This is a genomic window from Caenimonas sp. SL110, from assembly GCF_001044395.1.
Taxonomy (GTDB): Bacteria; Pseudomonadota; Gammaproteobacteria; order Burkholderiales; family Burkholderiaceae_C; genus Ramlibacter.
Genome location: NZ_JANU01000064.1, coordinates 18,566 through 37,027 on the forward strand (window position 1 = coordinate 18,566; position 18,462 = coordinate 37,027).

11 protein-coding genes are annotated in these 18,462 nt (G+C 63.9%); 8 read left to right on the top strand and 3 right to left on the bottom strand.

Annotation, left to right across the window (positions count from 1 at the left end; genetic code table 11):
- Positions 1 to 66: 66 nt before the first annotated feature.
- Entirely contained in the window at positions 67 to 5,643 is a 5,577-nt protein-coding gene (locus AQ12_RS20980; RefSeq protein WP_048441934.1) for an Ig-like domain-containing protein, read from the top strand.
- 30 nt (positions 5,644 to 5,673) lie between these two features.
- Here AQ12_RS20980 and AQ12_RS20985 read toward each other — a convergent pair whose 3' ends face one another.
- Together AQ12_RS20985 and AQ12_RS20990 are read right to left on the bottom strand one after the other, a co-directional pair.
- Positions 5,674 to 7,065 (bottom strand): HlyD family type I secretion periplasmic adaptor subunit, encoded by a 1,392-nt coding sequence (locus tag AQ12_RS20985; RefSeq protein ID WP_053076839.1) that lies wholly within the window; start codon positions 7,063 to 7,065, stop codon positions 5,674 to 5,676.
- Positions 7,062 to 9,311 (bottom strand): type I secretion system permease/ATPase, encoded by a 2,250-nt coding sequence (locus tag AQ12_RS20990; RefSeq protein WP_082151723.1) that lies wholly within the window; start codon positions 9,309 to 9,311, stop codon positions 7,062 to 7,064. The genes AQ12_RS20985 and AQ12_RS20990 overlap by 4 nt, the downstream gene beginning before the upstream one ends.
- 333 nt (positions 9,312 to 9,644) lie before the next feature.
- On the opposite strand from AQ12_RS20990, the gene AQ12_RS20995 reads away from it, so the two are divergent.
- Genes AQ12_RS20995 through AQ12_RS21005 form a run of 3 tightly spaced genes read left to right on the top strand, consistent with a single transcriptional unit; the run spans position 9,645 to position 12,034 of the window.
- Positions 9,645 to 9,947, top strand: coding sequence for a hypothetical protein (locus AQ12_RS20995; RefSeq protein ID WP_048441936.1), 303 nt, complete (start codon positions 9,645 to 9,647; stop codon positions 9,945 to 9,947).
- A 39-nt stretch (positions 9,948 to 9,986) separates the two neighbouring features.
- Positions 9,987 to 11,210 (top strand): sensor histidine kinase, encoded by a 1,224-nt coding sequence (locus AQ12_RS22320; protein ID WP_053076840.1) that lies wholly within the window; start codon positions 9,987 to 9,989, stop codon positions 11,208 to 11,210.
- Positions 11,207 to 12,034 carry a LytTR family DNA-binding domain-containing protein gene (locus AQ12_RS21005; protein WP_048441937.1) on the top strand — a complete coding sequence of 276 codons (828 nt, stop codon included), beginning with the start codon at positions 11,207 to 11,209 and terminating at the stop codon, positions 12,032 to 12,034. Before AQ12_RS22320 ends, AQ12_RS21005 begins: the two co-directional genes overlap by 4 nt.
- 37 nt (positions 12,035 to 12,071) lie before the next feature.
- On the opposite strand, the gene fabI is transcribed toward AQ12_RS21005, so the two are convergent.
- A complete protein-coding gene (gene fabI, locus AQ12_RS21010) occupies positions 12,072 to 12,863 on the bottom strand; it encodes an enoyl-ACP reductase FabI (protein ID WP_048441938.1) in 792 nt (263 codons plus the stop codon).
- Positions 12,864 to 12,903: 40 nt separating this feature from the next.
- Between fabI and AQ12_RS21015 the strand changes: the two genes are divergently transcribed.
- The 4 genes from AQ12_RS21015 to AQ12_RS21030 are packed head-to-tail and all read left to right on the top strand — an operon-like array spanning position 12,904 to position 18,451.
- The gene (locus AQ12_RS21015; protein ID WP_048441939.1) at positions 12,904 to 14,736 is read left to right on the top strand and encodes an extracellular solute-binding protein; all 1,833 of its coding nucleotides are present in this window, start codon (positions 12,904 to 12,906) and stop codon (positions 14,734 to 14,736) included.
- 7 nt (positions 14,737 to 14,743) lie between these two features.
- Positions 14,744 to 15,763 (top strand): microcin C ABC transporter permease YejB, encoded by a 1,020-nt coding sequence (locus AQ12_RS21020; protein WP_048441940.1) that lies wholly within the window; start codon positions 14,744 to 14,746, stop codon positions 15,761 to 15,763.
- A 28-nt stretch (positions 15,764 to 15,791) separates the two neighbouring features.
- Complete coding sequence (locus tag AQ12_RS21025) at positions 15,792 to 16,853, top strand: ABC transporter permease (protein ID WP_238587792.1); 1,062 nt, start codon at positions 15,792 to 15,794, stop codon at positions 16,851 to 16,853.
- On the top strand, positions 16,850 to 18,451 hold the full coding sequence (locus tag AQ12_RS21030; RefSeq protein ID WP_048441941.1) for an ABC transporter ATP-binding protein: 1,602 nt from the start codon (positions 16,850 to 16,852) through the stop codon (positions 18,449 to 18,451). Before AQ12_RS21025 ends, AQ12_RS21030 begins: the two co-directional genes overlap by 4 nt.
- Positions 18,452 to 18,462: the final 11 nt, after the last annotated feature.

An 18,462-nucleotide genomic window follows, 5' to 3' on the forward strand; every position in this document is an offset into this window, starting at 1 on the left:
CTAAAAAACTATTATTGCGCCAGAAATCGGATTCAAAAAAATTCCAACCAGACAGGGACCCCCGCAATGACTACTTTCATCGTTAACGTTGCCGGCGATGTATCCGGCACCAACGCCGGCACCGGCTCGGGCACCAGCGGCGACCTGCGCTACTGCCTGTACCAGGCGAGCCTCAACGGCGTCATCGACAGCATCACCTTCGACAGCACGGCCTTCACCGCACAGAACACCATCACGCTGAGCGCGACACTGGCGACCGTGCCCGGCGGCTATGTCAATCCGTATGGGCAGACATCCTTCATCATCGGTGCCGACGACGTGACCATCGACGGCTCGCTCGGCGCGGGCAGGATGGGCATCACCATCGACGGCGCCGGGGCGACACGGCTGTTCGCCATCCAGGGCGGCGGCAGCCTGAGCCTGAACAACATCACGCTGGCCGGCGGCAACGCCGTTGGTGGGATGGGTGGCAACGGCGGCATAGGGGGCGCCGGCGGTGGCGGCGCAGGCCTCGGTGGCGCGGTACTCGTGGATGGCAGCACCAGCAGTTTCACCGCCAATGGTTGCACCTTTGTCAACAATCAGGCCCAGGGCGGCACGGGCGGCTCGACCAACGCGGGCAGCTTGCAGGCCGGTGGTGGCGGTGGCGGCATGGGTGCCGCAGGCTCGGCGCCCGTGGGGACCACCGGCGGCGACGGCGGCGGAGTCAATGGCGGCAACGGCGGGCCGCAGCTCAACGTCGGCGGCAATGGTGGCGTGGGCGGCGGGGCAGGCGGTGGCGGCGCCGGCGCCAATGGCACATCGATCGGCCGACCTGGCGGCACGGGCGGCTTCGGTGGCGGTGCCGGCGGTGGGGGCAACTTCAGCCACGGTGGATTCGGTGGCTTCGGCGGCGGTGGTGGCGGCGGCGGCGGTGGCCGCGGCACCAGCCTCGGCGGCAGCGGTGGCTTCGGCGCCGGTGCCGGCGGCCTCGGCCTCTTCAACGGCAAGGGCGGCGGCGGTGGCGGTGGGGCCGGCCTGGGCGGCGCCATCTTCAGCAATGGCGGGACCCTCACGCTGGTCAACGACACCTTCACGCAAAACAGTGCCATCGGCGGCGCGGGTGGCACAGGTGCCACCGCTGGCGGCACCGGCAGTGGCAGAGGCGGCGCTATCTTTGTGCGCAACGGCACGCTGAACGCGACCTTCGTGACCCTGAGCGGCAACATCGCGGCCCAAGGCGCAACGGACCTCTTCGTGCTGAGCGATGGCGGGGGCCAGCAGGCCACCGCGACCCTGAGGAACAGCATCCTCGGCCAGAACGCGTTCACCAGCGTGGCCGACTTTTTTGCAGCGACCAACGGCGGCGGCCTGGCGGCCAATCTTTCGGCCAGCAGCAACAACCTGGTCACGCTCAATGCGTCCGGCAGCAACGGCCTGCCGGCTGGCTCGCTGGTCGCCGGCACCAACCCGAACTTCGATCCGGCCGGGCTGGCCGACAACGGCGGGCCGACCCGCACCATCGCGCTGACCACCGCAAGCATCGCGGCCCTGCGGGCCGGTGCCGGCGGTACCGGCGTCTTGGTCGATCAGCGCGGCCTGCCGCGCGGAGCGGATCCCGATTTGGGGGCCTATTCGTTGGCAACGCTGATCACATCGATCACGTCTAGCGACGTCTCGCTCATCGCCAGCGACCCCAATCCCGCAATCACCTTCGTGCTCAGCACGCCAGCAGACGCGGGTACGTTCACGGGCAGCGATGTGAGCGTCAAGGACAGCATGGGCAACACCGTCGGCACGATGGGCGCGCTGGTCACCACCGACAATCTGCACTTCACCGGCGCGCTCACGCTCAGTGCCGGATTCAACGGCGTCGCGCTGATCAGCGTCGCAGCCGATCAGTTCACCGCCGTGTCGGGCATCGGCAACCAGGTATCGCCCACGCTTCTCATCGCGGTAGATAAGGTGGCGCCAGCGGTCACGGCCTTCAGCTCGACCGACCTGTCCCTCATCGCCGGCGATGCCAATCCCGCCGTCACGTTCACCTTGAACGAAGCGGCAGCCGTGGGTACCTTCACGGCCAGCGATGTGAGCGTCAAGGACAGCACGGGCAACATCGTCGGCACGATGGGCACGTTGAGCACCACCGACAATCAGACCTTCACCGGCATCTTCACACCCAACGCTGGCTTCACGGGCACAGCCCTTATCAGCGTCGCGGCCAACCGGTTCACCGACGTGCCAGGCAACGGCAACTCCGCGTCCACCGCGCTCGGCATCGTGGTCGACAAGGTCGCGCCAGCGGTCACGTCGATCACGTCCACCGACCTGTTCGTCAACGCCAGCGATCCCGACCCGACCATCACGTTCACGCTGAGCGAGCCGGCAGCAGCGGGCAGCTTCACGGCCGGGGATGTCCGCGTCAGGGACGGCGCCGGCGCTGTGGTCGGCACGATGGGCGCCCTGGGCACCAGCGACAACCGGACCTTCACCGGCATCTTCACGCCGAACGCCGGCTACACGGGCGCCGCCCTGATCAGCGTCGAGGCCAACCAGTTCACCGACATGCCCGGCAACAGCAATAGCGCCGCCTCGTCCACGCTGAGCATCGCGGTGGACACGGTGGCGCCGACGGTCACGGCTATCACCACCACCGACGCTTCCCTCATCATTGGCGATGCCGACCCGACCATCACCTTCACCTTGAGCGAAGCTGTCGCCCCGGGCAGCTTCACGGGCGACGACGTCAGCATCAAGGACGGCGGCGGCGCCACGGTCGGCTCTCTGGGTGCATTGAGCACCAGCGACGACATCACCTTCACCGGCACTCTCACGCCGAATGCGGCCTATACGGGCACGGCCTTCGTCAGCGTAGAGGCCAACCGGTTCACCGACGTGCCCGGCAACGGCAACATGGCCTCGTCGGTGCTCGCCATCGCGGTGGACGAGGTGGCGCCAGCGATCGACTCCATCACTTCCAGCGACCCGGCGCTGGCCATGGGCGACGCGGATCCCACGATCACCTTCACCCTGAGCGAGGCCGCCGCTGCGGGCAGCTTCACCGCCGCCGACGTCAGCGTGCTGGACGGCAGCGGCGCCGTGGTGGGGACGATGGGCGCATTGAGCACCAGCGACAGCATCACCTTCACCGGCACCTTCACGCCGAGTGTGGCCTACACGGGCGCCGCCCTCATCAGCATCGGGGCCAATCAGTTCACCGATGTGCCTGGCAATGGCAATGCCGCGTCGTCCAACCTGAACATCAACGTCGACAAAGTGGCGCCGACGGTCAGCTCCATCGCCGCCAGCGACATCGCGCTGGCCAATGGCGACGCGGACCCCGCGATCACCTTCACCCTGAGCGAGGCAGCGGCCGCGGGCAGCTTCACCGCCGCCGATGTCAGTGTGCTCGACAGCACCGGCGCCGTGGCGGGGATCATGGGTGCCTTGAGCACCAGCGACAACCAGACCTTCATCGGCACCTTCACGCCGAACGCCGGGTTCAATGGAACTGCCTTGATCACGATTGCGGCCGGCCAGTTCACCGATGTGATCGGCAACCCGAGCAGCACGGCTTCACCAACGCTAGGCATCGAGGTGGACACCGTGTCGCCGACGGTCACGGCCATCACCTCCACCGGCCTGTCCGTCACCAATGCAGACGCCGACCCCACCATCACTTTCACCCTCAGCGAAGCAGCGGCCGCGGGCACCTTCACGGCCGTGGACGTCAGCGTGCTGGACGGCACCGGTGCTGTCGTCGGCACGATGGGCGCCCTGGGCACCAGCGACAACCAGACCTTCACCGGCACCTTCACGCCGAACGCCGGCTTCGTCGGGACCGCCCTGATCGGCGTTGCCGCCAATGAATTCACGGACCCAGTCGGCAACGGCAATACCGCCTCCTCGATGCTAGGCATCGCGGTGGACCGGAGTTCGCCCGTCATCAGCGCCATCACGTCGACGGACGTGGCGCTGAAAATAGGCGATACCAACCCGAAGATCAGCTTCACCCTGAACGAAGTGGCAAAGGCGGGCACCTTCACGGCCAGCGATATCAGCATCAAGGACAGCATCGGCACGGTGGTCGGTACGATGGGCACATTGACGACGACGAACAACAAGACCTTTACCGGGAGCTTCACGCCCAAGGCCGGGTTCAACGGCACAGCCCTGATCAGCGTTGCCGCCAATCAATTCACCAACGCGGCCGGCAGGGGCAACCTGGCCTCGCCGCAACTGGCCATCGAGATTGACAAGGTCGCGCCCAAGCTCTTGGCTATCACCTCGAGCGACCTGTCGCTAGTCGTCGGCGACGCCGATCCCACGATCACCTTCACGCTCAGCGAGGCTGCGGCCGCGGGCACGTTCACGGCCAGCGACGTCAGCGTGAAGAACAGCGCCGGCTTTACCGTGGGCACGATGGGCGCCCTGACCACGAGCGACAACACCACGTTCAGCGGGAGTTTCACACCCAACGCCGCCTTTACAGGCACAGCCAGGATCAGCGTTGCCGCCAACCGGTTCACGGATGCCGTCGGCAACAACAACTCGGCATCGACGGCCTTGTCCATCGCGGTCGACAGGACGGCTCCGACGGTCAAGGTCACCGCAAACGACTATGCGCTGAAAGCGGGGCAATTCAGTACCTTGACCATCGTGCTTTCGGAACGCCCCGGGGCCGGGACACAGTTCACCCTCAGCGACCTGATCGTCGTGCCGCCTGGCAGCGGCACGCTCAGCAACTTCAGCCAGGCCACGGAAAGGTATTTCTTCGGCCTGTTCGAGCGGGTCGTGGAACTCACCTACACGGTCAGGTTCACGCCCGCGCCAGGCTATGAAGGCAATGCGACGATCACGGTCGCGCAGGGCGCTTTCAGCGATGCGGCCGGCAACCTGAGCGTGCTGAACGACAACACTGTCATCGCGGTCGACCTGACGCCGCCAACGACGCCCAGCTTGTCATTGGCGGCAGCCAGCGACTCGGGGCTTGTGGGCGACAACATCACCAACGTGAAGTTGCCAACGATCACCGGCGTGGCCGAGGCGGGCGCAAAGGTGACGCTCCGGGACGGCACGACCGTTATCGGAGCGACGACCGCCTTGGCCGACGGCAGCTACTCGATCGTCCCCACGAGCGCCCGGGCCGATGGCGTTCACCGGCTCTCTGTGATGCAGACGGACCTTTCGGGCAACATCAGCCCTTGGAGCGTGCCCCTGCCACTGACCGTGGACACGAAGCCACCCGCAGTGACGATTACCTCCAACGACCTGCTTCTGACCAGTGGACAAACTGCCACCCTCAGCTTCAAGTTGAGCGAAGCGCCGGCAGCCAACACCTTCGATGCAAGCGACATTTCGGTCACCCGCGCAAGCCTGAGCGGATTCGCCCAGTCCGCCTCGAGCGACCTGCTCTACACGGCGCTGTTCACACCCGATGCAGGCCTCAATAACATCGCGGCTTCGATCAGCATCGCGACGGGAAGCTTCACCGATGCTGCCGGAAATGCCAACAGCAGTGCGTCGCTGTCGTCGGTGAAGATCAACAACACCGTCGCGCAGCTGGTTCAGGCGATGGCTTCATTTGATCCCCCGGCGGGCGCAACGACCACGCCCGCACCGGAGTACCTCGTTCATACGGCCCAGCTGGTCATGCCTCATTGAAGAGCCACGCCGGACAAACCATCCGGCGGCTCACCGCTCCCTCCATGCTTCACTGGCGGCCCGCTGTATCGGACTCAACAAATACTCAATCACCTTCCTGCGCCCCGTCTTGATCTCCGCGGTCACGTTCATCCCCGGTGACAATCTCACACGCTTTCCGTCAACTTCGATGTCCTTGGCTTGCAGCGCGAGCGTCGCCGGAAACAACGCGCCTTTCTTCTCATCGTTCACGGCATCCGCGCTCACGCGCGCTACTGTCGCAGGCACCGTCCCGTAGCGCGTGTAAGGGAAAGTCTCCAGCTTGATTTCTGCCTGTTGTCCGACATTGACGAAACCCACATCCTTGTTTTCAAAGGTCACCTCGGCCGTGACCTGCGCTTCCTCTGGCACGATGACCATCAGGGTCTGCGCCTCGGTCACCACGCCGCCGGCGGTGTGAGCCGCCAGTTGCTGGACGATGCCGTCCACAGGCGCAACCAGCACGGTGAGCTTTTCGCGCTGGATGGCCTTGGCCTGGTCCTGCGTGGCCTGCTGGTTCTTCAGCTCGGCCTCTGCCACTTTGTCGCTCAGCGTGCGGCGCGTTTCCGCGATGAAAGCCATGCGCGCGCTCTGGCTTGCGCGCATCGCCGCCTGTACTTCGACCTGGCGCGCGCGCTGCGTCGCGAGGTCGCGTTCCATCTCGATGCGCTCGCGCGACTTATCTTGCGCGGTGTGGTTCGGCGCGTAACCTTCTTTGGCCAGGCCCGCCAGGTCGGTCTCGCGCTGGCGCGCCAGTGGCAATGTTGCTTCGAGCTTGGCGATGATCTCCTGGCCCGTGGCGATCTCGGCTTCGCGATGCGAGATCTCCACGGCAGACTTCGCAAGCTTGGCGGAAATGTCGCTCCAGTCCGCATCGAGCTGTGCTTGCGTGGCGAGTATGTCCGCTTGCGGCCAGTCCGCAACAAAGACCGGCCGAGGGCGCGCCTGTCCTGTGGACAGTGCCTCCATGATCGCGCGCGCGCGGATCACATCCGCGCGTGTGGCCCTGACCTGTTGCCCGATCGCCTTCTTGTCGGCGCTGGCGATGGTGCGGTCGAGTTCGACTAGCGGCTGCCCAGCTTTCACGCGATCGCCGTCTTGCACCAGCACGCGCTGGACCACGCTGCGTTCCAGCGGCTGCACGAGTTTCGTGCGTTCGCTCACGACGACCCGGCCTGTCGCCACGGCGACGATGTCGACCTGGCCGAAGAGCGCCCACATCAATGCCACGGCGAACAGCATCATGATCGCGTAACCAAAGCGGCGCGGGGCCGGATGAACGGGCGTCTCCTGCAGGCTCAGCGCCGCAGGAAGAAAGGCCGCTTCGTCAAGCAGTCGGGTCGGCCCGGCCAGTTCATGCCGCGCTGCCCACGCCGCCGAGAACACGGCGCGATAGCGGCTCATGCCGTGGCCTCCTGCCGTGCTGCGCTGCCGTCCTGCATGCGCCACAGGTGCGCATACAAACCACGCGCGCGCATCACAAGTTCGTCGTGCGAGCCCACTTCGACGATCTGGCCTTTTTCCAGCACGATGATGCGATCGGAGTGACGCACGGTCGACAGGCGATGCGCGATGACGAACACGGTGCGGCCGTTGCAGATTTGGGCCATGTTGCGCTGGATCACGGCTTCACTTTCGTAGTCGAGCGCGCTGGTTGCTTCGTCGAAGATGAGGATGCGCGGATTGGTAAACAAGGCCCTGGCGATGGCGATGCGCTGGCGCTGGCCACCCGACAGCGTTCCACCTTGCTCTCCGACGATTGTGTCGTAGCCCTCGGGCAGCTCGCTGATGAATTCATGCGCGCCCGCCAGCTGCGCGACGCGCACCACCGCTTCGATGGGTGCGGCGGGATCGGTGATGGCGATGTTCTCGCGCACGCTGCGGTTGAACAGAAGGTTTTCCTGCAGCACCACGCCGACCTGGCGGCGCAGCTGCGCGGCGTCGATCAGTGAGATGTCGGTGTCGTCCACCAGAATGCGTCCCGCTTCGGGAACGTACAGGCGCTGAACGAGTTTGGTCAGCGTGCTTTTGCCGGAACCGGAGCGGCCGACGATGCCGATGACTTCGCCGGCGCGCACGTCCATGCTGATGCTCCGCAGGGCAGGCACCGTTTCTGGGCGATAGCGGAAAGTGACAGCGTCGATCTTCACGTCGCCCTTCACAGCGGGCATCTGCGCGGCACTGGCTGGCGGCACTTCAGTGCGTGTGTTCAGGACGTCGCCCAGGCGCGCCATGGACACTCCCGTCTGCTGGAAGTCAGTCCACAACTGTGCCATGCGCATGATCGGGTTGGCCACGCGCTGCGCGAACATGGTGAAAGCGACGAACTGACCGACGGTCAGGCTGCTGTTCATCACCAGATGCGCACCCCACCACAGCATTGCGGCGTTGACCAGTTTGCCGATCAGGTTCACCCCTTCATTTGCCCAGCTCGCGAGGTTCTGGGTGCGAAAGCTCGCACTGACGTAAGCGGCAAGCTGGTTGTCCCAGCGGCGCGCGAAGCTCGGTTCGAGCGCGCTGGCTTTCACTGTCTGGATGCCAGTGACAGTCTCGACCAGCATCGCGTGGTTTTCGGCGCTGCGCGCAAACTTCACGTCCAGTCGTTTGCGCAAGATAGGAACGACGGCCGCGCTGAGGGCGAAGTACAGCGGCAGGCTCACCAGCACGATTAGCGTCAGCGGCACGCTGTAAAACAACATCACGCCGATGAAGACGATGGAAAAGACCGTGTCAAGGACGACCGTCAGCGCCTGGCCGGTGAGGAAGCTGCGGATGCTCTCGAGTTCGCGCACGCGCGCGACCGAGTCGCCGACGCGGCGGGTCTGGAAATAGTTCAGCGGCAGCTGCACAAGATGGCGGAACAGGCGAGCGCCCAGTTCCACGTCGATTCGGCTTGTCGTGTGACTGAAGACGTAGGAGCGCAACCCGGTCAAAACGCTCTCGAAAATCACCACTGCAATCAGGCCGATCACAAGTACGTCCAGGGTGATCAGTCCTTTGTGGACCAGAACCTTGTCCATCACGACCTGAAAGAACAACGGGCTGACCAGCGCGAACAGTTGTAGTGCAAATGAAATCAGAAGCACTTCGCCGAGCAGCTTCCGATACTTGACGATTGCAGGGATGAACCAGGAAAAATCGAAACGTGCGAGTTCGCCAGCCAGCCCGGCGCGACTGGTGATGAGGATCAAATCCCCGGTCCACTTCGCCGCAAAGACATCGACAGGCTCGATGATCGGACGCGCAAGCACCGCGCTCGGATCGTGCAGGAGAACGCGATGACCGTCGCACTGTGCCAGGATCACCGTGCGGACGCTTCCATCTCCGCCAGACAGCATCGCAAGTGCGGGAAGCGGCGTGAGTGACAAGCGATCGATCGTGGTCGATGACCGCTTGGCCCTCAGGCCAAGGTGCTTGGCGGCGCGTAGCAGATCGTCGGTGCCGATGTTGTCGCTGGCCCGGATGCCAAGTTGATGCGCGACAGTCGATGGATCCGCCGCGATTTGATGAAATCCGGCGATTGCACACAGGGCCACCAGCTCCGTCGGCGGTGCCGCGTCGGGTGGCGCGGCACGAGTGCTGTGCAGGACTCGTGCCTGCTTGCCCGGTTGCGTGTTTGTTTGCTGCCAGTCGGCCGTCTGATCGCTCATGTTGTTGATTGGCAGGAGTGGCCCCCTCTCGACTGATCGGATGCCTGGTCTCTTTGCGCGCAATTGAAGGTGATTGTTGTAGCACATAAGTAATCACCAGAAGCGCAGGACCAGTTCTTTCGTTTCGCGAGTTGTCGGGGCACATAGCCGCCCGCCGTGGCGGTCCCGTATGCGCTGGTCTCCCTGGGGCAAACATGACGCCCCCATTCCCCATTTCCCGCAGTCTGTCGCACCCCGCCGTCATTCATCGCATACGGGTCGCGGTGCACGAGGGCGCTCCCTACAGTCCATCTTCAACGGGCCACAAGGGCCCGGCAACCGAAGAGGACTGACATGACCATCGCCAACACATCCGCCTATCCGCAGTACCAGCGCCCTGAATTCGCGGGCAGCGTCGCCAGCCTTGCGCTGGTGGTGGCCACGGCAGGAATGACCGCCATGGTGTGGCTCTCGGTTGCAGGCGTCGGAACCCAGCCGCGTGGCTACATGGCATCGCTGGTCGAGTCCAGCCCGGCACGTGTGACGCTGCCGCGGGTCGAAGTCGTGGCCCGCCGCGATGCAGTGGCGTCGTTGGGCGACAGCCTCAGCGCCTCAGTCGGCTGCGCCATCGAGCCTGCCGCGCACAAGCCCGGTTGAAGCGAAAATTCCACGAATGAACGGATTAAGCTCGTGCCCATGACAACGGATACCAAACAGACCCCGCCAATCGCGCAGACGGGACGGGCACCGGCCATCGAATGGCTTGTGCGGGCGAACAGCGAAATCTCCCAATGGGCCGCCTCGATGTCCTGGTGGCGGCTCATCGTGCTTTTCCTGGTGATCCTGATCGCGAGCAGCATCCTGGGCGAACTGCTCCACCTGCGCCATGACAGCGAGCGCGTGGCAGTGCCCCCCGGCAAGGAAGGCACCGTCACCATCGGCGGGCCCAACGGGGTCAAGATCACCCGGGGTCCCAAGGGCGCGAAGATCGAACGCAATTCGAAAGAGGGCGCAGATGCGCCGAATCCCGGCGCGAGCAGCTCAGGCGATTCGGACAATCCCCTGACCATCGAGATCGACGAGGACGAAGACGGGCACTTCACCAATCGCCGCATCATCACCGTCCAAGGCTTGCTGGGCGACCTGGGCGGCGCGCTCATGGTCATCTTCTTTTGCTATCTCGTGGCCGCCAAGATCGTGGTGCGCAAGGTGGCCCAGGCCGATGAGAAGGTGCGCACAGCGGTTGACGCTGCCGAGCGCGAAACCATGGAGCGGCAACTGGTGCAGGCGCGGCTACAGGTTCTGCAGGCGCAGGTCGAACCGCACTTCTTGTTCAACACGCTGGCCGCTGTCGATTACCTGATCGAGACCGAGCCGCCGCGTGCTTCGAAGATGCAAAAGGCGCTCATCACCTATCTGCGCGGCGCGCTACCGCAGATGCGGGAAGAGTCGTCCACCGTGGGCCGCGAGATGCGCCTGATCCGTTCGTACCTGGAGCTGATCAAGATGCGGATCGAGGACAGGCTGGAAGTGGAGATCGACGTGCCCGAAGCACTGGAGCCGGCTGAATTCCCGCCGATGATGTTGCAGTCGCTGGTCGAAAACGCCATCAAGCACGGCATAGAACCCAAGCCTGAAGGTGGCAAGGTGCGGGTGGCGGCCGGCGTGAGCAATGCGCAGCTGTGGGTCGAGGTGAGCGATACCGGCGTCGGCGTACCTGACGGCGACATTCTCGGCGGCCCGACCTCAGGCACGGGTGTTGGCCTGCAGAACATCCGTGAGCGCCTGGCCATGCTGTACCCGGGCAAGAGCCAGCTGATGCTGGTTTCCGATCCGGCGACCGGCACCTCACTCAAGATCACGGTGCCTTATCGCATCGGCAACGAAAGAGCCGGCAAGGCGGGCAGGGGGACAGCATGAGCGAGAAGCTGCGGGCCCTCATCGCCGACGACGAACGGTTGCTGCGCGAACAGCTGAAAACGCGGCTGGCGACTGCATGGCCCGACCTGGAGATCGTGGGCGAGGCGCGCGACGGCCAGGAGGCATTGCAAAAGGCCGACGAACTGCGGCCGGACGTGGTCTTTCTGGATATCCGCATGCCGGGCCTGACGGGCCTCGAAGCTGCGAGCGAGATCGTGACCCTGCCATCATGGAATGGCGAGGTCGTTTTCGTCACGGCGTATGACGAGTACGCGGTGAAGGCGTTCGAGCAGGGGGCAATCGATTACCTGCTCAAGCCCGTGGAGGCGGAGCGCCTGGAGCAGACGGCCCAGCGCGTGAAGGCGCGATTGCAGGCACGCCGCGCGCAGCCGGTGAACGCGCCGCCATCGCAGGCCGACGAGCTGGCGCTCGATGCATTGCTGCAGAAGTTGATGAAGGCCAATCAGGGGCTGGCAGGCGCGAGCGCCGCCAGCGAGCCGCCGATGCGCTGGATCCAGTGCACCACCGGGTCAACCACACGCCTGATCGACGTGAAGGACGTGCTCTTTTTCAGGTCGGACGAGAAGTACACCCGCGTGCAGACCAGGGACCAGGAAGCCTTCATCCGCACGCCGATCCGCGAACTGATGCCCCGGCTCGATGGCAACCAGTTCTGGCAGATCCACCGTTCAACGATTGTGAATCTTGGTTTTATTGCGGCAGTGACGCGTGACGATACCGGTCGGCAGCGGGTCCAGATCCAGGGGCACCCCGAGGTGCTCGAGGTAAGCCGTACGTTCGCCCACCTGTTTCGCGCGTCGTAACCGCGCGGGGCAGGTGGGCGGTTTTTTGGTTACCGGATTATTCAGCCGGCTCGTCGATGCCGCCGACCATGCGGCTGAACCCGCCATCGACATAGGTGATTTCGGCTGTCACACCGGCCGAGAGATCGCTCAGCATGAAGGCTGCGACATTGCCCACGTCTTCGATGGTCACGTTGCGGCGGATCGGCGAATTGGCCGCCACCACCGACAAAATCCTGCCAAAGCCCTTGATGCCGCTTGCAGCCAGCGTCTTGATCGGGCCGGCGCTGATGCCGTTGACGCGGATGCCCCTGGGTCCAAGCGAACTCGCCAGGTAGCGCACCGACGCTTCGAGCGAAGCCTTGGCCAGGCCCATCGTGTTGTAGTTGGGCACGACCCGCTCGGCGCCCAGATAGGTGAGGGTCAGCAGCGCCGATTTGTCGTTGAGCATCGGCAGCGCGGCTTTCGCCATCGCAGGAAAGCTGTAGGCGCTGATGTCGTGGGCGATCTTGAATGCCTCGCGCGAGAGACCGTCGAGGAAGTCACCGGCAATCGCCTCGCGCGGCGCGAATCCAATGGCGTGGACAAAGCCGTCGAACTTCGGCCACACGGCAGACAGGTCGGTGAAGAGCCGCGCGATCTGCTCGTCGTCGCCAACGTCGCAGTCAAAAATCAGCTTGGAGCCGAAGTCAGCAGCGTACTCGGTGATACGCTCCTTGAAGCGCTCGCCGACGTAGCTGAATGCGAGTTCAGCGCCTTGTGCGTGGCACGCCTTGGCGATGCCATACGCGATCGAACGGTTGGAAAGAACACCCGTGATCAATAACTTCTTGCCGGCTAGGAAGCCCATGGTTTTCCCGGAGAGATACAAAACTGGGCAGAATTGTCGCATGCGAGGTTTCGTCTTATTGCTGGCCGTTCTGCTGGCCCCGCCGGTTTGCGCCGCCCCCGGCTATGCCATGTGGGGCAAGTTCAAGTACCAACCCGGCTTCACCCATTTCGATTACGTCAATCCGGATGCGCCCAAAGGTGGTGAGCTGCGCATGGTCTCGGGCTCGCGTATTTCCACCTTCGACAAGTACAACCCGTTCACGCTCAAGGGCAATGCGCCTTCGTTCACGGCTGACCTGTTGTTCGAGGGCCTGCTCACGGCTCCGATGGACGAGAACGGCGTGGGTTACGGCCTGCTGGCAGAGGACGTGGAAGTCGCAGCCGACCTGATGTCCGCGACGTTCCGCATCCGGTCCGAAGCGCGGTTTCACAACGGCGACCCCGTCACTGCCGCCGACGTGAAGTACAGCTACGACACGCTTGCCTCCAAATTCGCAAGCCCGTCGTATGGAAACATCCTGGCCGATGTCGCCGGCGCCGACGTGGTCGATGCCCGCACCATTCGCTACCGGTTCAAGAAGAAGGACCGGCAGATGCCGCTGGTGGTCGGCGCGCTGCCCGTGTTCTCGCCCAAGTGGGGCATGGAAAACGGCAAGACCAAGCAGTTCGACCAGATCGTGATGGACACGCCGATCGGCACGGGGCCCTACAAGATCGGGCCGGTGCGTTTCGGCAACGACGTGACATTCGTTCGCGACCCGAACTACTGGGGCCGCACCCAGCCCACTCGCAAGGGCACGGCCAATTTCGACCGCATCACGGTCAAGATCTATCGTGACAACACGGCGCAGCTCGAAGCGCTCAAGGCCGGTGAATTCGATCTGATGCAATTCTTTTCGGCGGGTGACTGGAACCGCCGCTTGACCGGCAAGCGCATCGAAAGCGGCGAGCTGGTGAAGATGAATTTCCAGCACAAGTTGCCCGACGGCTTCTACAGCTTCGTGCTGAACACGCGCCTTCCCAAATTTGCAGATCGCCGCGTGCGGATGGCGATCGAGCTCGCCATGGATTACGAGTGGATGAACGTCCACCTGTTTCGCGGCAGCTATGTGCGCGTCAAGGGCGTTTTCGGCAACACCGATTGCGAGGCGAACGGCATGCCTTCGCCGGCCGAAGTTGCACTGATGGAGCCCTTCAAGGCAGATCTGCCCGCCGAGGTTTTTGGCACGATGGCAGTGCCGCCGCGCACGGACGGCAAGCAGACCCTGCGCGACAACCTGCTCAAGGCCCGGCAGCTGCTGTCGGAGGCCGGCTGGACCTATCGCGATGGTGCGTTGCGAAATGCGAAGGGCGAGCCATTCACGATTGAGTTTCTCGACAGCACCGAGGCCAAGGGCGCCACGACCACTGCCGCGTGGAAGCGCGCCCTCGACAAGCTGGGCATCGACTTCCGCCTGCGTGAAGTGGACTTCGCGCTCTGGCAACAACGGCTCGAATCGAACAACTTCGAACTGCTCGGAATTTCGTTTCCCGGCACGCATTTCCCCGGCGCGGACTACGCCGACCTGTTCGGTAGCAAGGCTGCGGACAACCCCGGCTCGGGCAACTACTCGGGCATCAAGAACCCTGCGATCGATGCCATGGTGGCCAAGCTCACCGTGGCTGAAAACCAGGAAGAGTTTTTGGCCGCCTGCCGGTCGCTGGACCGCATCATCGCGCACGGCCACTACCTGATTCCCGCGTGGACAAGCCGCAGTCGGCGCATTGCCTACAGCGACTGGAAACTCGAACGGCCCAAGACCATCCCGACGTACCCGCCCGAAGGCGTTCCGTACATGGACTGGTTCATGCTGACGTGGTGGGCGCGTAACCCACCCAAGACATCCAAATAGGCCGCCCATGTTCGCGTACGCACTCAAGCGCATCCTCCTGATGGTGCCCACGCTTTTCGGCGTGCTGCTCATCACATTCATCGTCACGCAGTTCGTCCCCGGTGGGCCGGTGGAGCAATACCTCGCCGAAGCGAAGCGCACGGGTGGCGGCGGCGACACCTCGTCCTATCGGGGCGGGCAGGGCGTCGACCCCAAGCGGGTTGAGCAGATCAAGCAGCTCTATGGCTTTGACAAGCCGCCCACCGAACGCTTCTGGCTGATGATCAAGCAGTACGCGCAGTTCGACCTGGGTCGCAGTTTTTTCCAGAACAAGCCGGTGGGCCAGTTGATCCTGGAGAAGCTGCCGGTGTCGATCAGCCTGGGCCTTTGGACTTTCTTCATCAGCTACCTGATAGCGGTGCCTCTCGGGGTTGCGAAAGCAGTACGAGCGGGGACCCGATTCGACTTCGTGACGACCATCCTTGTGTTGATCGGCTACGCGATTCCGGGGTTCGTGCTGGGCATTGCGCTGCTGGTGATCTTCGGCGGGCAGCTCAACTGGTTTCCGCTGCGGGGCCTCACATCGTCGAACTGGGCGGAGTTGAGCTGGGGCGCGCGGGTGGTCGACTACCTGTGGCACATCACGCTGCCGGTGACTGCGATGGTGCTCGGCAGTTTTGCCGTGACGACGATGCTCACCAAGAACTCGTTCCTTGAAGAGATCCGCAAGCAGTACGTGTTGACCGCGCGGGCCAAGGGCCTGTCCGAGCGCCGCGTGCTGTGGAAGCACATCTTTCGCAACGCGCTGATTCCGATCGTGACGGGTTTTCCTGCGGCATTCATCGGCGCGTTCTTCACCGGCGCTCTGCTCATCGAAACGCTGTTCTCGCTCGACGGGCTGGGGCTGCTGAGTTACGAAAGCATCATCCGCCGCGACTACCCGGTCGTGCTCGGGTCCCTCTATGTCTTCACGCTGATCGGGCTTGTGACCAAGCTGATCAGCGATTTGAGTTACGTCTGGGTCGATCCTCGTGTCAAGTTCGATTGAGTCCCCCGCACCCGTTGCGGTGCAACCCGTGGCAACGGGCCATACCGGCCTTGCAGCACCGGTGCTGTCTCAAAGGCCCGCCGCGCGCGCATGGCGGCGTTTTCGTCGCAACCGGCTGGGCTTCACCAGCCTGGTGATCTTTGCCACGCTTGTCGTGCTCAGCCTGTTCGCAGAGGTGATTGCCAACGACAAGCCGCTGGTCGTGAGCTACAACGGCACGCTGCATTTCCCAATGGTGAAAACCTATCCTGAGACGGCATTCGGTGGAGACTTTCCGACCGAAGCTGACTACCTGGACCCCTACATGCGACAGCGCCTGTCCGAAAAGGGCAACTGGGCGATCTACACGCTGATTCCATACGGCGCTTCGACGATGGCATACCACTCGCCGCTGCCATTTCCGAGCCCTCCGTCGAGCACCAACTGGTTCGGCACCGATGAGCGTGGACGCGACTTGCTGGCGCAGCTCATTTACGGCTTTCGCCTGAGCGTCCTGTTCGGACTGGCACTGATGGCCATCGGTGTGGCGATCGGCGTTTTCACGGGTGCCGTTCAGGGGTACTTTGGCGGCAAGACCGACTTGACCATGCAGCGGCTGATCGAGATCTGGTCGTCGATGCCCGAGCTGTACCTGCTTATCATCTTCAGCGCGGTCTTTGCACCCAGCGTGGCTTTGCTCGTCATCCTTTTGAGCCTGTTCGGGTGGATGGGGCTTTCGGACTATGTGCGGGCCGAGTTCCTGCGTAATCGCCAGATGGATTACGTGAAAGCTGCGCGCGCGCTCGGCGTGGGCAACGGCCGAATCATGTGGCGGCACATTCTTCCCAACAGCATGACGCCCGTGGTGACGTTCCTGCCGTTTCGCATGAGCGCGGCCATTCTCGCGCTCACGTCCCTGGACTTCCTGGGGCTTGGCGTGCCGCCCGGCACGCCATCGCTTGGCGAGTTGCTGGCCCAGGGCAAGCAGAACATCGATGCGTGGTGGATTTCGATTGCCACATTTGCAGTGCTCGCGATGACGCTGCTGCTGCTGACATTCATGGGCGACGCCTTGCGCGATGCGCTCGATCCCCGAAAGGTCGACAAATGAACCTGCTCGAAGCCAAGGGGCTGCGGGTCTCTTTTTCCGGCAAGGAAGTCGTGCACGGCGTGGACTTCACGCTCGCACCGGGCGAGAAGCTCGCGCTCGTCGGTGAATCCGGATCGGGCAAGACCGTCACGGCGCTCAGCCTGCTCGGACTTGCGCAGAACGCGGATGTCAGCGGCTCGGCGATGTTTGCCGGCCTCGAAGGCCAGCCGACGCGCGATCTGCTGAAGCTTCCCGAGCGCGATCTGCTGTCGATTCGCGGCCGCGAAATCGCCATGATCTTCCAGGAGCCGATGACCGCACTCAATCCGCTGTTCACGGTCGGCAACCAGGTGGCAGAAGTGCTCCAGCTCAAGGAAGGCCTTACCGGCCGCGAAGCCTGGGACGGCGCAGTTGAAGCACTGCGTGCGACGGGCATCCCCGATCCCGAACGACGTGCTGGCGCCTATCCGCACCAGCTCTCAGGCGGGCAGCGGCAGCGCGCGATGATCGCAATGGCCCTGGCCGCGCGCCCCCGCTTGTTGCTGGCGGACGAGCCGACCACTGCACTTGACGTCACGCTCCGCTCGCAGATCCTGGAGCTGCTTGCCGACGTACAACGGCACAACGGCATGGCGATGCTGCTGATCACGCACGATCTGAACCTGGTGCGCAAGTTCGCCGATCGGGTTGCCGTCATGGAGAACGGTTATCTGGTGGAGACCGGGACGGTCGAATCCGTGTTCGCCAATCCGCAGCACGCCTATACCCGCAAACTCATCGACAGCCGCCCCGCGCGCGACGTCGAGGAAGGGCCTGCGCCGGCTGGGCTTCCAGTCATGTCGGCCAGCGGCCTGCGGGTCAGTTACCCGGTGAATCTTCAAGGCTTCAAGGGCTGGTTCAAGAAGGGCGAGTACGTTGCTGTCAGGGACGCGGCGTTCTCTATTCCGCCGGGCCGCACGCTCGGTGTCGTGGGCGAGTCCGGTTCGGGCAAATCCACGCTCGCCATGGCTGCGTTGGGACTGATGCCGCATCGTGGCGAGCTCCACGTCGCCGGAACGCAGTGGGGACCCGACGCAGCGAGCAACAAGGCGATCCGCCGCGTGGTCCAGGTCGTCTTCCAGGACCCTTTTTCGTCGCTGTCGCCGCGCATGACGGTCGAAGAGATCGTGGGGGAGGGCCTCCTGGTCCATGAGCCCTCGCTGCCACTGGCCGGAAGGCGCGAGCGAGTCGTTCAGGCGCTCACTGAGGTGGGCCTTGGGGAGACCCAGTTTCCGGGCTTGCTCCAGCGCTACCCGCACGAGTTTTCCGGCGGGCAGCGCCAGCGTCTGGCTATTGCGCGTGCGCTGATCGTGCAGCCGCAGCTGCTGATCCTGGACGAGCCCACCAGTGCGCTGGATGTGACCATCCAGAAACAGGTGCTGAAGCTGCTGCAACGATTGCAGCGGGAAAAGGGTCTGAGCTACCTGCTGATCACGCATGACGTGGATGTGATCCGCGCCATGGCGCACGAGGTGCTGGTAATGAAGGACGGCCACGTCGTCGAATCAGGACCGGTGCGCCAGGTGCTCGATGCGCCGCAGCAGGACTACACGCGCACGCTCGTGGCAGCGGCGTCCTGAGGCTATTGCGT

What these genes read in the sequence shown, in the direction of transcription:
- AQ12_RS20980 (WP_048441934.1), top strand. Translation starts at nt 67, where the DNA reads ATGACTACTTTCATCGTTAACGTTGCCGGCGATGTATCCGGCACCAAC.
- AQ12_RS20985 (WP_053076839.1), bottom strand. Translation starts at nt 7,065, where the DNA reads ATGAGCCGCTATCGCGCCGTGTTCTCGGCGGCGTGGGCAGCGCGGCAT.
- AQ12_RS20990 (WP_082151723.1), bottom strand. Translation starts at nt 9,311, where the DNA reads ATGAGCGATCAGACGGCCGACTGGCAGCAAACAAACACGCAACCGGGC.
- AQ12_RS20995 (WP_048441936.1), top strand. Translation starts at nt 9,645, where the DNA reads ATGACCATCGCCAACACATCCGCCTATCCGCAGTACCAGCGCCCTGAA.
- AQ12_RS22320 (WP_053076840.1), top strand. Translation starts at nt 9,987, where the DNA reads ATGACAACGGATACCAAACAGACCCCGCCAATCGCGCAGACGGGACGG.
- AQ12_RS21005 (WP_048441937.1), top strand. Translation starts at nt 11,207, where the DNA reads ATGAGCGAGAAGCTGCGGGCCCTCATCGCCGACGACGAACGGTTGCTG.
- fabI (WP_048441938.1), bottom strand. Translation starts at nt 12,863, where the DNA reads ATGGGCTTCCTAGCCGGCAAGAAGTTATTGATCACGGGTGTTCTTTCC.
- AQ12_RS21015 (WP_048441939.1), top strand. Translation starts at nt 12,904, where the DNA reads ATGCGAGGTTTCGTCTTATTGCTGGCCGTTCTGCTGGCCCCGCCGGTT.
- AQ12_RS21020 (WP_048441940.1), top strand. Translation starts at nt 14,744, where the DNA reads ATGTTCGCGTACGCACTCAAGCGCATCCTCCTGATGGTGCCCACGCTT.
- AQ12_RS21030 (WP_048441941.1), top strand. Translation starts at nt 16,850, where the DNA reads ATGAACCTGCTCGAAGCCAAGGGGCTGCGGGTCTCTTTTTCCGGCAAG.